The following is a 15,433-nucleotide window of genomic DNA, read 5'->3' on the forward strand; positions in this document are numbered from 1 at the left end:
AACAATTATCACAATATTAAAACCTTAGCCGGACCGCTATGGCATGACAGTAAAATGAATTTTTTTTGACAGCGTTACTGCCGCCCCAGAGCCCACCACAAGCAGCCATCACTGTAACTCAGGCGTCGCATTACTGTAATAAAAGCGTCATTCGCCTGCTGTAGGGTGCCAGCAACTTGATTGGCAACACCTATAACAACTCAATGGAGAGATGGTAATGGCTTTACGCAAACTGTTAAAACTAAGCGCAATAGCGTCAGCATTAATACTGGCCGGCTGTGGTGGCGACTTAGTCGTTAATGCTGGTGGTAATGATAACGGCGGCGGTAACGGCGGCGGTGGTACTCCGCCACCGGTCACCTCAGATTGTCCGGCATTTGCCACCGAAGGCGATAGCCTGGCCGGTGTTGATTTGCCAGTATGCGAAATCAGCGGCACCATTACCAGTGATACCCGTTTAAGCAATGATATTGCCTGGTCACTGAGCGGCAAAGTTACCGTTGGTAACGATAACGCGGACAGCGCCACTCTGACTATTGAACCTGGCACCTTTGTTTTCGGTAAAAGCGGTGCCGATTATCTGGTTATCGCCCGCGGCTCAAAAATTCAGGCAGTAGGTACGGTAGACGCACCCATTGTTATGACGTCTGTTAATGACATGCTGGGCTTATCTGATAATGAGTCATCAGCAGAATGGGGTGGCCTGGTTTTATTAGGTAACGCACCAAGTAACAAATGCGACCAGGCTGCTCTGGCCAGTTGTGAAATCCAGGCAGAAGGCGAAGCCGGCCCATACGGCGGTGCAGATCCGGAAGATAACAGCGGCGCTCTTAAATACGTCCAGGTACGCTATGCCGGTTTCGAAGTTATCCCGGACAACGAACTAAACGGTATTACCTTTGCCGGTGTTGGCCGAGGTACCAGTGTTGAATACATTCAGGTACATAACAATCTGGATGACGGCGTAGAATTTTTTGGCGGTACGGTAGACGCAAAATACGTCGTGCTAACCGGCAACCGCGATGACTCCTTAGACTGGGCAGATGGCTGGAGTGGCCGGATGCAGCACGTCCTGGTTCGTCACAACCCGAACGACACCAAAGCAAACCGTGGTATTGAAGCTGACAACCAGTCAGGTAACTTTACCGCTGAACCAGTATCCAAGCCGCGAATTGCCAACATGACTATCATCGGCAATAACTTTGATGGTGAAGATGATTCAGAAGGCGTGTTGCTGCGCGCAGGTACGGCCGGTGAGTTGTACAACTTTATTGTCACCGGCCCGGCAGGTATGGGTGAGTGCTTTGAAATAAACTCTGCTGAATCAGTAACGAACACTGGCAATGGCGAAATTATCTTCCGCAACTCTATTCTGGACTGTGCCGAACCAACCAAAAACTCTACAGATGACGCGGGTAACGTTACGCTGGATGCTAACGCCTGGTTCCGCGCTCAGCCGGGCAACATTATTGGCGACGCCTTACTAGGTGGCTATATCCCTGCGCCGAATTCACCGGCCCTGGGTAATGGTTACAATGTCGCAAATAACGTTGACAGCTGGTTCGACAATGTTGATTACATTGGTGCCTTTGACGGTGAAGATGACTGGACAGTAGGCTGGACTGTGGGTATTCACCCGGAAGATGACTTAGCTGCCTGCCCTACCGGCACCAGCGAAGTTAACAGCTTATCGGGCCGCTTAAACTGTCAGTTAACCGGTGACATTACGGCCAACGTGACCCTGGCTGCGGGTGCTGACTATGTGCTAAGTGGCAGGGTACGGATTGGTGTGGATAACACCACCGCCGCCACCCTGACTGTTGAACCCGGCGTGCGGATTTACGGAAAATCAGGTGCTGACTTCCTGGTGGTTACCCGTGGCTCAAAAATTGAAGCTAATGGTACCGCCGCCAACCCTATCGTCATGACCTCAGTACAGGACATAATCGGCTCGCCTACAGCAGCCGGTCAGTGGGGTGGTTTAGTCCTGCTGGGTAACGCGCCAAGCAACAAATGTAATCAGGCAGACTTAGCCAGCTGTGAAATTCAGGCAGAAGGCGAAGCCGGCCCTTACGGTGGTGCAAATGCAGAAGATAGCAGCGGTACCTTAAACTATGTAGTAGTCAAACATGCTGGTTTTGAAGTTATCCCGGATAACGAATTAAACGGTATTACTTTTGCTGGTGTTGGTTCAGGTACTGAGTGTGCAAATATCCAGGTTCACCAGAACGTGGATGACGGTATCGAAATGTTCGGTGGTAGCGTCAGCTGTAAAAACGTGGTGTTAACCGCTAACGGCGACGACTCAGTAGACTGGGCCGATGGCTGGAACGGTAAACTGCAATTTGTGCTGGTAAAACATGCTGCCGATGGCGCCAAGGCTAACCGCGGTATTGAAGCCGATAACCAGTCTGGCAATTTCACTGCTACTCCGGTATCAAACCCAACCATCGCCAATATGACCATTATTGGTAACAGCTTTGACGGTGACGATGACTCAGAAGGCGTATTACTGCGCGCCGGTACCAATGCTCAGCTGGCTAACTTCGTTATCACCGGTCCTGAGACCATGGGCGAGTGTCTGGAATTTGATTCAAACGAAACTAAAGCCCTGGCAGCGGCCGGCTCATTAACCATGACGCATTCGGTTATCGCTTGTGCCGAGCCATTTAAAGGCGACCTGGGCAACGGTACCACCACTGAACAGTGGTTCCTGGGCCAGCAAGGCAATAGTGTGGCAGCTAACCAGGCTGCAGTACTGGACGGCATCTTTACCATCGACGCCACCGCACCAAAAGATATGTCTGCGCTTGATAGCTTCTTTGAAGCGGTAGACTTCATCGGTGCAGTTGAAGCCGGTAATGACTGGACTGCTGGCTGGACAGTTGGCTTGGAAGACTAAGCAAATCGGCACTGCCGGGGCAACCCGGCAGTGCCTTTTCTTATTCAGACATTCGATATACCAAGACTAGTAACCGTTTTAAGCTGATAGGACAACGTTCAGATGAGCAGCATTCAAAAATTTAGTTTCAGCCGTGTTGGCCGCAGTGTACTGCTGGCCTTAGGCACGACCACTGCGATGATGTCGTTAAATACCGTCGCACAAGAAACGCCAGAACCCACTCAAGCCGGGCAGGAAGAAGTAGAACGTATTTCTGTATCCGGCCGCCTGATGAGCTCTGCTGCCTCTGCTGCTGCAGAACGTCGTGAGCAAGCCTATGTAGCAGAAGTACTCGGTATGGAACAAATTTCCCGTGCCGGTGACAGCAACGCTGCAGCCGCCCTGCGTCGGGTTACCGGCTTAACCCTGGTAAAAGACAAGTTTATTTATGTTCGCGGCTTAGGTGAGCGTTATTCCAGTACCTTACTAAATGGCGCCATGGTGCCAAGCCCGGACCCTACCCGTAACGTTATTCCGCTGGATATGTTTCCGGCCGGTATTATTGAAAGTTTAGTAGTACAAAAAGCCTATTCACCAGAGCTGCCGGCGGCTTTCGGTGGTGGTAATGTTAATATTCGCACCACCGCAATTCCGCTGCAAACCAGTTTTAATGTCTCAGTGGGTACCGGCTATAACAGCCTGAACAGCGATGATGGTTTTGACTATGCCGGTGGTGGCGACGATTGGCGCGGCAAAGACGATGGCCAGCGCAGCATTTCGCCGGCACTGGCTTCGGCCCAGCAACAATATGGCGTTCTGACACCGGTTAATATCGCTGAAGCCTTAGGCGGCATTAATGCATCTACGCTGGCGCAGGCAGAAACCATAGTGCGTGAGCTGGGTACCGCCTTTAACCGCGATATTGATATCAGCCGCACTACAGTAAAGCCTGACTTCGACGCCAGTGCCTCGTTTGGCACCCGTTTTGATCTGACCAAAAATGTGGTTTTCGGGGTAATGACCGGCCTTAGCTACGATCGCTCCACTCAGAATATTGACGAGCGTGAACGTTATTACTCAGTATCAGGTGATAATCTGGTGCCGCTGAATCGCTACGATGATATTAAAGGTACTGAACATCAGGTAAAACTGTCGGGTATGCTGAACTTTGGTTTAGAGCTGGGGGTTGACCACCGGCTGGAAACCTCAACCATTTACCTTAGTGACACCAAAGACGAAATTAAGATTAAAAACGGCGACAGTATCGAAACTATTAACGAGACTAACCGTTCTAATACCGATACCAGCATTTTGTATGAAGAGCGCACCATGCTGAGTAATCAGCTGCGTGGTAAGCATAACTTCCCGTATTTGATGGATTTAGCGCTGGACTGGCAGTACACCGATGCCAAAGCACGACGCAATGCGCCCGGTGAAGTTGAATATCGTTACCTGAATGAAACCCAGGACGATGGTTCAGTGTTTTCATTCCTGCGCCGCAATCAGAATGCGGTAAATTACAGTTTCAGTGATATGAAAGATAACACTGAAAACCTGAGCTGGAATATGAAGCTACCGTTGACATTCGGTAAAGCTGAGATGACCTTCAGCGGCGGCTACAGTTACTTTGAACGCAGCCGTAATGCCCAGACCGATCGCTTTAACTTTGATACCGTAGGCTATAGCCTTGAGCAACTGTCAGGCAGCTTCTCGGAGATTTTCTCTGACAGCAATATTTTAAACCCGGCTAATCGCTTTAAAATTTCCAACGTTACTACTCAGGCCGACGATTATGTGGCGGCACAGATGATTGATGCCGGCTACGGCGCGCTGGAACTTAACTATGACTATCTGTTGCGGTTAAATATTGGTGTGCGTTACGAAGATTTTAAACAAATCTCGTTACCCTTGGGTGCTAATGGCAATGTCAGCGGCAATGTCACTGACTCCATTTTAATGGAAGATGGCTTCTACCCGGCGCTGTCATTAACCTGGTTTGTTAATGACGATTTGCAGGCCCGCTTTGGTTACAGTAAAACGGTAGTGCGGCCAGACTTACGGGAAGTGACACCGGTGTTGTACGTTGACCCGTTGACTGACTTTAAAGTCACCGGTTTTGCCGGCCTGAAAAGCACCGACATTGGCAGTTTTGATGCCCGCCTGGAATGGTATTACGACACCAGTAACTACAGCTTTGGGCTGTTTTACAAAGATTTGGAAAACCCGATTGAAGCTATCGAACTGTCAGGCTCTGATGGTAACCTGCTGATGTCATTCCGCAATGCCCAGAGCGGCAAGGTGTATGGTGCAGAAGCAGAGTTTTTACAGCAGCTGAATATGTTCAGTGGTGATTTTGGCCAGTTTGCCAATAACTTCTTTGTTGCCGGCAACCTGACTGTCAGTGAGTCTGAAATTAATATTCAGCCATTCCCCGGTGCCGACTTAACCAATCTGAAGCGTGGTTTAAGCGGTCACTCCAAGTATGTTGCTAACCTGCAACTGGGTTTTGACTCTGATAATAACCAGCACAATGCGACTCTTACCTATAACGTATTTGGTAAGCGGATCGCCTTTGCCGGGGTTAACGACAAAGACGATGCCTTTGAGCAGCCGTTCCATTCACTGGATTTCACCTATGGTTATACGCCGCTGGAGAATATGACCGTGAAACTGGGCCTGAAAAACTTACTGGATGAAGAAGTGGAAATTCTGCAACAGGGCGAAATTCTGCAGCAGCGCACTGAAGGCCAGAGCTACAGTTTAAGCTTTTCATACCGCTACTAACCGGCTTTTAATAACAGTGGAAACAAAAACGCCGGTCAGTGACCGGCGTTTTTTATAACATCATAAGCTTAGAATTTGTGCTTAATACCTACAGCCAGATAGTCACGATCCGGCGCAGCCATATCCAGATTAAAGCTGCTGTACCAGGCAAACAAGGTGGTATTTTTACCAGCTTTGTAATCAACGCCGATACTTACCGCGTCGTCATCTTCCAGCGTTTGATACTGGGCTTTTAACTCGGTTTTACCCAGCGGGTAAGCGGCACTCAGTAACCAGCCATCCTGCTCCAGACCACTGACAATATTTTCCTGAGTGTGATACATCGCCCCCAGTTTAAAGCCTGCCACTTTACCCTGAGCCTGAGCACGCATGGCGTCAAAGCCGGCAACCTCTGAATCCATCGCAACGGCCGCATAGAAAGTGCTGTCTTTCAGGTTTTCGTCACCATAATAGACGGCTGCTGAGAACGCATCTTCAGCATCTGCAGCGTCTTCCATTACATAAGTCAGATGCACACCAAAGCCATTTACCGTTGGCGTGTAATAGGTAACCGAATCACTGGCCCGAACTTCGCCGCGCCACAGGTTCTTAACGTCAGCTTCGTAATCACTAAATAAGTCAATTTTACCCTGAGCATCTTTTAAGGCGGTATCATGACGGCCCAGCCGCACTTCACCAAAATTGCCTTTCAACCCGACATACTGGTTGCGCGAGGTAATATTGTCACCACCGCCAACATCAGCCATATCAACAGCCCATTCCAGTTGGTAAACCAAAGTTAAACCATTATCCAGGGCAAAATCGCCCTTTAAACCAAAACGTGAGCTGTTGCTCTTTAACTCAGAGAAGCGGCCATCGCCTTCATCACTGGATTGAGCCGATACATTCAACTGACCATAGACTGTTACCGGGTCGGCCTGCACTGTTGTGATTGTACCTGCCAAAGCCATTGCTAAAGCTACTACTGATTTTTTCATATTCTGCACCTGAGTTAGTGGCGTAACCAATGCTGCCAGCGCACTAATTACTGCTGTTGTTGACGGCGGCTATATTATGGCCACTTTATGACATTTAGATGACAAGGTGGCAATTTTATGACTTTAAGATGATGATTTTATGACTGCAACAAGCCACACCAGCCAATTTCATTTAGCAAAAGTATTCATCAAATTAAGCAGATAGCCAGCACTTATCGCAAAAAAATAAAAAAAGGAGCCGCAGCTCCTTTTTATTTTTTTTAACCGGTTGCCGCTTAACCGTAGCGGCCGGTAATATAATCTTCAGTTCTTTTATTCTTTGGATTGGTGAACACTTCATTAGTGGCACCAATCTCAATTAAATCGCCGAGGTGGAAAAAAGCGGTCCGATCAGACACCCGCGCCGCCTGCTGCATATTGTGAGTAACGATAACAATAGTAAAGTTTTGTTTCAGCTCGTCTATCAGCTCTTCAATAATAGAGGTAGCAATAGGATCCAGTGCCGAACAGGGTTCATCCATTAAGATCACATCCGGGCTGACGGCAATACTGCGGGCGATACACAGTCGCTGTTGCTGACCACCCGATAAACCGGTGCCGGGCTGGTCCAGCCGGTCTTTGACTTCGTTCCAGAGGCCGGCACGACGTAAACTGGACTCGACCACGTCGTCCAGTTCTGACTTGCGGCTGGCCAGGCCGTGTAAGCGCGGACCGTAAGCAATATTTTCATAAATCGATTTCGGAAACGGGTTTGGTTTTTGAAATACCATGCCCACCTGTGCTCTTAACTGCACCACATCCAGTGACGGATCGTATATATCCCGGCCATCCATCTTAATACTGCCGGTTACCCGGCAGATATCAATGGTATCGTTCATCCGGTTCAGACAGCGCAAAAAGGTGGATTTACCACAACCAGACGGGCCGATAAAGGCGATAACTTCGTTTTCAATGACATCCAGGTTAACGCCGTGAATAGCCTCGTTGTCACCGTAGAATACCTTGACATCGCGCGCTGTCATCTTTACCTTGCCGCTGCTGCTAGTCTCAATTGCTGTCATCGCTAAATCCGCCTTAGTTACACCGTGTAAGGTTACATCGTGTTCGGTTAATATTACATCTTGTTTAGTTGATATGCCGGGTTGGGCCGGGTTACTCATTTATTGCTACCAGCACTGTTTCCCCGCATCGCTTACCAGCGTTTTTCATACTTTTTACGCAGCCATATCGCCAGCGCATTTAATGACAGCATTAATGCCAGCAGCACAATAATGGCTGCAGAGGTGCGCGCCTCAAAGAAGTTGCGCAGCTCGTTACCCTGCCACAGGAAAATTTGTACCGGCAACGCCGTAGACTGTTCAAAGGGCCCGGTGGGTACCTGAGCCACAAATGACTTCATGCCTATCAGCAGCAGTGGTGCAGCCTCACCAAGGGCCTGCGCCACACCGAGGATAGCACCGGTTAAAATGCCCGGTACCGCCAGCGGTAAAACATGGTGAAATATCGCCTGCATTTTTGATGCGCCAAGACCCAGCGCGGCCTGACGGATGGACGGCGGTATCGCTTTCAGGGTTGAACGGGTGGCAATAATGACGGTAGGCAAAGTCATTAAACTCAGCACCAGACCACCCACTATCGGCGCGGACATTGGCAATTTAAACCAGCCAATAAATACCGCAGCCCCCAGCAAACCAAACACAATAGAAGGCACCGCAGCCAGGTTATTAATATTCACTTCCACTAAGTCGGTCAGCTTATTTTTTGGGGCAAACTCTTCCAGGTAGATTGCTGCAGCCACACCCATCGGTACCGCCAGAAAAATCACCACCAGCATCATATACAAGGAGCCCATAAAAGCTCCGGCTAAACCGGCAGATGCCAGCGAGCTACGTGAATCCGGGTTCATAAACAGGGCAAAGCTGAAACGGTTCTGAATAATACCCTGCTCTGACAGCATCGCCACCCACTCCCGAACTTTCGGGCTTAACTGCTGCTGCGAGTCCGGCAGGCTACGGTCAATATTACCTTTTAACCAGACATCGATATTGGCATCCGTCAGCAAATCGACCGTTTTGGTCTGGCCAATTATATCCGGATTTTCAACAACCATATCCCGAAGGGCGTAGCGCTCACCGGAGGTCACAATCCGGGCTGCGTCCCGCCGGTGCTGGCGTTCTGCCGCTTCAGGGATCACCTTATACAGGCCTTCCAGAATTAACCGGTTAAAATTGATCATACCGACTTCAGTCTGCCATTCCAGATAGCGTTGCCGGAAGGCATTTTCAGTTTCATCCGGCTGTTGCACCGGCTTGTCACTGATTTGAATAATTTCCGGGTCAAAGTAAATATCCAGGGTAATGGCCGATTGCCAGAACGCCGGTAAACCTTTGGCAAAAATATTAATAAATAGGATCGCCACCAGCGTCAGGCTGATCAGCACCGCAGTCAGACCGATGCCTTTAAACAGCTTTTCCTGGCGATGGCGCCGGTTTAGTGACGCCGCCACCTTTTGCTGAGTTTTACTCAGCGGCGCCGGTTGTCCGGCCGATGTTGCTTGCGCTGAATTCATATTCTGCTCAGTCATAAGTTACTCGTATTGTTCCCGGTATTTACGCACTATCACCAGCGCTACCACATTCAGCAGCAAGGTAATCACAAATAAGGTCAGACCCAGTGCAAAGGCTACTAACGACTGCGGACTGGCAAAATCATTGTCACCGGTTAACTGGTTAACAATGGTCACGGTCACTGTCGATACCGCCTCAAACGGGTTAGCGGTCAGGGTTGGACTGTTACCGGCCGCCAGAACCACGATCATGGTCTCGCCTATAGCACGGCTGGCTGCCAGCAAAACAGCGCCGACAATACCGGGTAAGGCTGCTGGCAAAACCACTTTTCGTACGGTTTCAGACTTAGTTGCGCCAAGCCCCAGCGAGGCATCACGCAATGCTTTTGGCACCTGGGTAATGATGTCGTCAGACAACGATGAGATAAAAGGGATAATCATAATACCCATGACCACACCGGCTGTCAGGGCAGAGGTGGCGCGGATCGTCAGGCCAATACTGGCACCAAAATCAGCCAGAAACGGCCCCACTGTTACCAGCGCGAAAAAGCCATAGACAATGGTAGGAATGCCGGCCAGCACTTCGATAATTGGCTTAGCAGTCGCCCGGAATTTTGCAGGCGCATATTCGGCCAGGTAAATAGCGACCATTAACCCCAGTGGAATAGCCACCAGCAAGGCAATAACAGCCACCAGCATGGTGCCGGATAACAGTGGCAATAAACCAAAACTTCCCTGACTACCGGTCAGTGATCCCTCAGTGACGCCGGTTGTTGAGAAACGGGGGTTCCAGGTGGTACCAAAAAAGAAATCTGCCGGAGGTACAAAAGTGAAGAACTTGATGGTCTCGCCCACCATCGACAACACGATGCCAATGGTGGTTAAAATTGCGATCGTGGAGCAGATAATTAATACCGCTTTGACGGTCCGCTCGATCTGATGGCGGGCCCGCAGCTGCGGCTTAATCCGTTTATAGCTGAAAAACAACCCTGCGGCTGCTATTGCTGCCATCAGGCCGGTTAACAGCAAGGCACTGCTGCTTTTTAACTGCTGCATATAAGCTGCAGCGGCCAGCTCCCATTGTTCAGCTTCCGCCACCACCCCAAAATTGGCAGCCAGGTTACTGATCCGACGCATAATGACTTCGGCATTCATCCCTTCTGCTGCCAGCGCTTCCGGCGGCAATTGCGCTGCCACCATGCTACTGATCACACCAGGTGCCAGTAGAGTCCACAGCACCAGAATAAACAAAGCAGGGATAACCGCCCATAGGCCCACCATCATGCCGTAATGATGCGGCCTGGAGTGCATTTTTTGCTGCGGGTTAACTGTCGCGACCTTGCGACTGCGTACCATGCCAAGTTGATAGCCAACCGCCATCAACGCCAGCAGCAGTACAATTAACGAAAAATTACTCATGCTTGCTCCATTCGCCAATCCGGGTTATCCCACAGGGGACATACTTCTTTAATAAGCCGCGCAAGCTTAACGCGCGCATATTGCAGTTTTATTACAATCGCTGTCATATTACTGAAATAGAAAAAGAGGACCGCCTGGCCCTCTTCTTTTCTGTACCATGCAACAGCTGTTACAGAGACTTTTTCGCGCGAATTCTGGCCAGCATTTTTGCCCGTTCGTCATCATCCAGCGGAATTAAACCTGCGGCTTCCAGTGGGCTGCCAAAACCTGATGCCGCATCAGAGACAAAGTATTCAGCAAACTCTTTTAAACCCGGGATAACACCGATATGCTCACCTTTAACATAGAAAAACAAAGGCCGCGACACCGGGTAAGTTCCCTCGATGATATTATCAACCGTTGGTTCAACGCCACTGACAGTCGCGACTTTAATCCGGTCGCGGTTCGCTTCATAGAAACTTAAACCAAACACACCCAGGGCATTTTTCTGCGCCTGTAACCGGGCCAGCGTTTCAGTATAATCACCGGCGATTTCAACCACACTGCCATCAGTGCGCATCGCTAAACAGAAGTTATTCTGCTCGGCTTTTGCTAAAGCCTGTACTTCAGCAAAGGTTTTACAACCGTCGATAATCACTTTCTCTTCGTATACTTCGCGGGTACCGTGGTTAGAACCCGGGATGGCTAGTAAAATAGCCTGATCTGGTAAAGACTTATCAATCTGCTGCCAGTTAGTGTAGGGGTTGGCGACCATTTTGCCATTTTGTGGCACCTGAGCAGCCTGGGCCAGAAACACGTGTTCTGGCTTTAATTTAAAGATGCCGGCATCAATCCGTGACGCAAACACAATGCCGTCATAACCAATTTTAACTTCGATGATTTCATTAACGCCATTCTCTTTACAGGCGGCGACTTCTGCCGGGCGAATTTGCCGTGACGAGTTGGCAATATCGATAGTGTTGGTGCCCACACCCTGACAGAACTGGCGCAAACCACCTGAAGAGCCACCTGAGCCAACAACCGGAGTACGGAACTGGGCGAAATTGTTACCGAATTCCTCAGCAGCAATCGACGCAAAAGGCAGCACAGTAGACGAACCCGCTACCTGCACTGTATCGCGGTTGGCATGAGCCTGCCCTGCAAACGCCAGGCTGACGGCTGAAGCGACAATCAGTTTAGTAAGCTTATTCATTTTCATTTGGTAAATCCTCGGCTGGAAATATGCATTTAATGGCAAGCATTATGCGATACTTTTATGTCAGTAATATGACAGTCATTGTAAAAGCAAAGGGTAACAGCGGGTGATGGCTGCGGTTCTTTACACTTTAAACGCCTGACACCCCTCCGCCAGTTGTCTGGCCAGTATATTGAGCTGCTTGCTGGCATCGGATGAACGCCCGGTCCCGTTGTTAAGCTGACGAATATCGTCGTTAAGCATAGTAATGCTATCGGCAATAGCGGTGGCAACCTGCTGTTGCTCATCCGTTGCCACTGAGATTTCTGCATTTAGCTGAACAATTTGTTTAACTGCCCCGGCGATTTGCCGGAACATCTGATCAGTCTGGCGTGACTGGCCGACACTTTCACTGGCCTGTGCCGCAGCCTGGGCCATTGCGGCTACCGCAGAATCAGCCTGCTGCTGCAACTTGCTTATCATGGTGCGGATTGATTCTGTTGCCTGCTGGGTATTGGCAGATAGCATCCGCACTTCATCTGCCACCACAGAAAAACCGCGACCGGCTTCACCGGCACGGGCAGCTTCAATTGCTGCATTCAGTGCCAGTAAATTGGTTTGCTCTGAAATTTTCCGGATCACTTCCAGCACACTGGATATTTGGCTACTGTCCTGTTGCAACTGGCTGATAACACTACTGGCCTGCTGCATTTTTTGCTCTAACTGTTCAGTCGTTGCCATGCTACTGGCGGCGACCAGACTGCCGTCATGGCTGAACTGCTCGGCTTGCTCGGCTCGGTATGCCGCACTTTTGCCATTTTCTGCCACCTGGCGGATCGCCATGCTCATTTGTTCAACTGCTGTCGCTACCTGACTTACCTGTTCGGTCTGGCGGGCCGACCCGCTGCTGACTTCAACACTTACCGCAGAAACCTGCCCTGACTGCTCACTAAGCGCATCAGCGCTGCTACCGAGATTTTGAATAAGCTCCGCAAACGACTGCAGCATGCTGTTTAACGCCCTTGCCGCCTGAGCAATTTCATCCCGGCCCTGGCCATCAGCCCGTAATCGCAGATCAGATTGCTGGGCGACTTGCAGCAATAAGCTTTTTAAGCCATTTAACGGCATTGACACTGAGCGCTGAATTGCGAGGACCAGACCGGCAATCGCCAGCAGCAAAAATACCCCACCAAACAGATAGACTTTAACCAGCATCCCGGTAAAGTTTACCGACTGGTCACGCACTACTGCCGCAGCGGCAATCTGTTGCTGAACAAAAGCATCGGCCAAATCGGCGAAGCCGGTGATACGGCGCTCAATTTCACCATTAATGGTTGACTCATTTAAAATACGAACCAGCAGCGCATCAGAGCCGGCAAACGCCAACCACTCTTCATACTGCTTAATCGCTCCGGCAAAGGCCTCATCCAGTGCCTGATAACCCTTTTCTTCAGTGAGCGCCGGCCGTTTTGCCGTAAAGCTCTGCCAATGCAGCTGCGCCTGCTCCAGCTGCGCCAATACAGTAGTCCGGGTATTTTCAGCGGATGCCCAACCAGTTCGATATTTACGGATCTCAATTAATCCCTGCTGCTGAATAATTTTCTGGGCACTCATTACATCAGACAGGATCACCAGATGTTGATTGTAAAGCTGGTTAAACAATTTATCCTTGGTTTGGGCTGCCCAGAAACTGGCCATCAGCACCGATGCCAGTACCAATAACGGTAGCAGGCCAAGTAATAAAATGCGTTGTGATATATTCAGTTTGGACAACATAGCGACTTCTCAGGCAGCGTTTGCCGCTGAGGATACGCGCTATAAATGACGTTTTTATGACAAATTCCGGTGTTAATCAGGCCGCAACCAGGGTTAAGCCTGCACATAAAAAAACCCACCTCGCGGGTGGGTTTTAACATTTAGCCGGCAGGCTTATTTTTCGTCTTTGGTTACCGCTACTCTTTTGGTTGGCGGGTTTAACCAAACCACATGGCCGGTATGTTTTGAGGTACGGGTTAAACTGTTGGCTTCTGTCAGCCGGTCATTGTCTACCACATAAGTGTATTGCTGTTTGCTCAGGCTGGAACACCCCGTTAAACCCAAAAGTGTTACCGCTGCTAATACTGCTATCAGATGTTTATTATTCATTTTCATCACTGTACTCCTGCTACGTCTTATCCAGACTATAGTCAGCGCAGCAGCGGCTGTCTAGCATATTTTTATTACAGTTTAGTGAAGGTTGATAATATTTTTAAAATAAACATAACCTAATGTTTTTAATGGAATTATTACTGTGGCAGCAATATGCACCCAGTCATAATTACGTCATATTGTTTAATGATTTGTTAACCACTGATTGCCTGACCGGATCAGGCCTTACCGGGGGCGTCGGGGCTGCAGTTCAACCCGGGCTGATTGCCCCCTGCTGACTCTGGCCATAAATATGGCCTGCCTGGCCAGATTAACACTGTGCTCAGCAATCCGCTCCAGGGCTCTGGCCACCCAGTTCACCCCTAACACCGCATCGAGCTGATCCGGTTGCTGACCATTATCAGCCAGATTGTGCCGTAAAATCGCGCCATAACATTGATTAACGGTTGCGGCCATATCAAGCGCCTGCTCAGCCTTGGCAGTACTGGATTGCTGCAGTGCCGCCAGCGCCAACGTCAGCATAGTGCCCACCGGCGTGGCAAGGGTATCAATAGCAGCCAGCTGCTTTACCGACGGTGGTGTTGCTGTGTTCAGCAGCACCTGCTGGGCTATCTGCACATTCTGGTTGCAAATCTGCTCGATATCACTGATCGCCTTTAACAATGCCAGCACCAACCTTAATTCACGATCGCTGGCGGTATGGTTTAACATATCAAGACAATGATCATCCATTGCTACTTCAAAATCATGAGCGCGTTGCAACTGGCTCAGCACCTGCTGTGCCAGTCGGCTATTGCTGCTCTGATAAGCACTCAGCGCCTGTTCAAACTGTTGCAGGGCCAGACTGCTGACCGCGTGTAACCGCTGCCGGGCCTGGGTCATTTCAACACTGAAGTCTGGCTGGCCGCTATCTGGCTCAGTGTGATTGCTGGCTGTTGCTGACTGGCTGTCATTTGGCATAGTGGTTCCTATGGCAATCGGGTTATGGCCGCATCTTAACGCTGCCACTACCAACGGTAAAGCATAGCTTAACAGCAATGACCTGCTGGCTGACGGCTTGACATATGGAAAAATGCATATATGATTATTCGCATATTTAACCCACCCGGTTTTACCACCCTATGTTAAGCCCCCTGGTATTTTACAAAGCCCTGGCCGACGATACCCGGTTAAAAAGCCTGCTGTTAATCACCGAGCAGCAAGAGCTGTGCGTCTGTGAGCTGATGACCGCACTGGAGCTGAGCCAGCCAAAAATCTCCCGCCATTTAGCTCAGCTGCGAAAAGCCAATATCCTGGCGGACCGGCGCAGTGGCCAGTGGGTGTTTTATTCACTGCACCCTGAACTGCCCGCCTGGGCCCAGAAGGTGTTACAACAAACCCTGTTGACGAATGTGGCGTATCTGGCGCCCTGCCGGCAACAGCTCACTCTGGTATCAGAGCGGCCTGCTACGCAGAGTTGTTGCTGATAATAAAAAGGAAACTGA

At 49.9% G+C, this 15,433-nt stretch carries 11 protein-coding genes; 3 read left to right on the top strand and 8 right to left on the bottom strand.

Annotated elements, in window-relative coordinates; genetic code table 11:
• Positions 1-217: 217 nt before the first annotated feature.
• Complete coding sequence (locus R3187_RS03935; protein ID WP_318965400.1) at positions 218-2,902, top strand: hypothetical protein; 2,685 nt, start codon at positions 218-220, stop codon at positions 2,900-2,902.
• Between the two features lie 102 nt (positions 2,903-3,004).
• Positions 3,005-5,665, top strand: a complete 2,661-nt coding sequence (locus R3187_RS03940) for a TonB-dependent receptor domain-containing protein (protein WP_318965401.1) — start codon at positions 3,005-3,007, stop codon at positions 5,663-5,665.
• A gap of 68 nt (positions 5,666-5,733) precedes the next feature.
• Here R3187_RS03940 and R3187_RS03945 read toward each other — a convergent pair whose 3' ends face one another.
• The 8 genes from R3187_RS03945 to R3187_RS03980 all read right to left on the bottom strand — a co-directional run bounded on the left by R3187_RS03945 (position 5,734) and on the right by R3187_RS03980 (position 14,909).
• Complete coding sequence (locus R3187_RS03945) at positions 5,734-6,642, bottom strand: porin (protein WP_318965402.1); 909 nt, start codon at positions 6,640-6,642, stop codon at positions 5,734-5,736.
• Between the two features lie 275 nt (positions 6,643-6,917).
• A complete protein-coding gene (gene pstB / locus R3187_RS03950) occupies positions 6,918-7,703 on the bottom strand; it encodes a phosphate ABC transporter ATP-binding protein PstB (RefSeq protein ID WP_318965637.1) in 786 nt (261 codons plus the stop codon).
• Between the two features lie 131 nt (positions 7,704-7,834).
• Positions 7,835-9,211, bottom strand: coding sequence for a phosphate ABC transporter permease PstA (gene pstA / locus R3187_RS03955; protein WP_318965403.1), 1,377 nt, complete (start codon positions 9,209-9,211; stop codon positions 7,835-7,837).
• Between the two features lie 18 nt (positions 9,212-9,229).
• Complete coding sequence (gene pstC, locus R3187_RS03960; protein ID WP_318965404.1) at positions 9,230-10,627, bottom strand: phosphate ABC transporter permease subunit PstC; 1,398 nt, start codon at positions 10,625-10,627, stop codon at positions 9,230-9,232.
• A 169-nt stretch (positions 10,628-10,796) separates the two neighbouring features.
• Positions 10,797-11,825, bottom strand: a complete 1,029-nt coding sequence (locus R3187_RS03965; RefSeq protein ID WP_318965405.1) for a substrate-binding domain-containing protein — start codon at positions 11,823-11,825, stop codon at positions 10,797-10,799.
• Between the two features lie 120 nt (positions 11,826-11,945).
• Positions 11,946-13,577: a methyl-accepting chemotaxis protein gene (locus R3187_RS03970; protein WP_318965406.1), complete on the bottom strand. Its 1,632-nt coding sequence runs from the start codon at positions 13,575-13,577 to the stop codon at positions 11,946-11,948.
• Positions 13,578-13,730: 153 nt separating this feature from the next.
• Complete coding sequence (locus R3187_RS03975) at positions 13,731-13,952, bottom strand: hypothetical protein (RefSeq protein ID WP_318965407.1); 222 nt, start codon at positions 13,950-13,952, stop codon at positions 13,731-13,733.
• A gap of 222 nt (positions 13,953-14,174) precedes the next feature.
• On the bottom strand, positions 14,175-14,909 hold the full coding sequence (locus tag R3187_RS03980) for a phosphate signaling complex PhoU family protein (protein WP_318965408.1): 735 nt from the start codon (positions 14,907-14,909) through the stop codon (positions 14,175-14,177).
• 161 nt (positions 14,910-15,070) lie between these two features.
• Between R3187_RS03980 and R3187_RS03985 the strand changes: the two genes are divergently transcribed.
• Positions 15,071-15,415, top strand: a complete 345-nt coding sequence (locus R3187_RS03985; RefSeq protein ID WP_318965409.1) for a metalloregulator ArsR/SmtB family transcription factor — start codon at positions 15,071-15,073, stop codon at positions 15,413-15,415.
• Positions 15,416-15,433: the final 18 nt, after the last annotated feature.

This window comes from Arsukibacterium sp. (assembly GCF_033721375.1).
Lineage (GTDB): Bacteria > Pseudomonadota > Gammaproteobacteria > Enterobacterales > Alteromonadaceae > Alishewanella.

Coding starts and splice junctions, on each gene's coding strand:
- R3187_RS03935 (WP_318965400.1), top strand. CDS start 218: ATGGCTTTACGCAAACTGTTAAAACTAAGCGCAATAGCGTCAGCATTA.
- R3187_RS03975 (WP_318965407.1), bottom strand. CDS start 13,952: ATGAAAATGAATAATAAACATCTGATAGCAGTATTAGCAGCGGTAACA.
- pstB (WP_318965637.1), bottom strand. CDS start 7,703: ATGACAGCAATTGAGACTAGCAGCAGCGGCAAGGTAAAGATGACAGCG.
- R3187_RS03985 (WP_318965409.1), top strand. CDS start 15,071: ATGTTAAGCCCCCTGGTATTTTACAAAGCCCTGGCCGACGATACCCGG.
- R3187_RS03970 (WP_318965406.1), bottom strand. CDS start 13,577: ATGTTGTCCAAACTGAATATATCACAACGCATTTTATTACTTGGCCTG.
- pstA (WP_318965403.1), bottom strand. CDS start 9,211: ATGAATTCAGCGCAAGCAACATCGGCCGGACAACCGGCGCCGCTGAGT.
- R3187_RS03940 (WP_318965401.1), top strand. CDS start 3,005: ATGAGCAGCATTCAAAAATTTAGTTTCAGCCGTGTTGGCCGCAGTGTA.
- pstC (WP_318965404.1), bottom strand. CDS start 10,627: ATGAGTAATTTTTCGTTAATTGTACTGCTGCTGGCGTTGATGGCGGTT.
- R3187_RS03980 (WP_318965408.1), bottom strand. CDS start 14,909: ATGCCAAATGACAGCCAGTCAGCAACAGCCAGCAATCACACTGAGCCA.
- R3187_RS03945 (WP_318965402.1), bottom strand. CDS start 6,642: ATGAAAAAATCAGTAGTAGCTTTAGCAATGGCTTTGGCAGGTACAATC.
- R3187_RS03965 (WP_318965405.1), bottom strand. CDS start 11,825: ATGAAAATGAATAAGCTTACTAAACTGATTGTCGCTTCAGCCGTCAGC.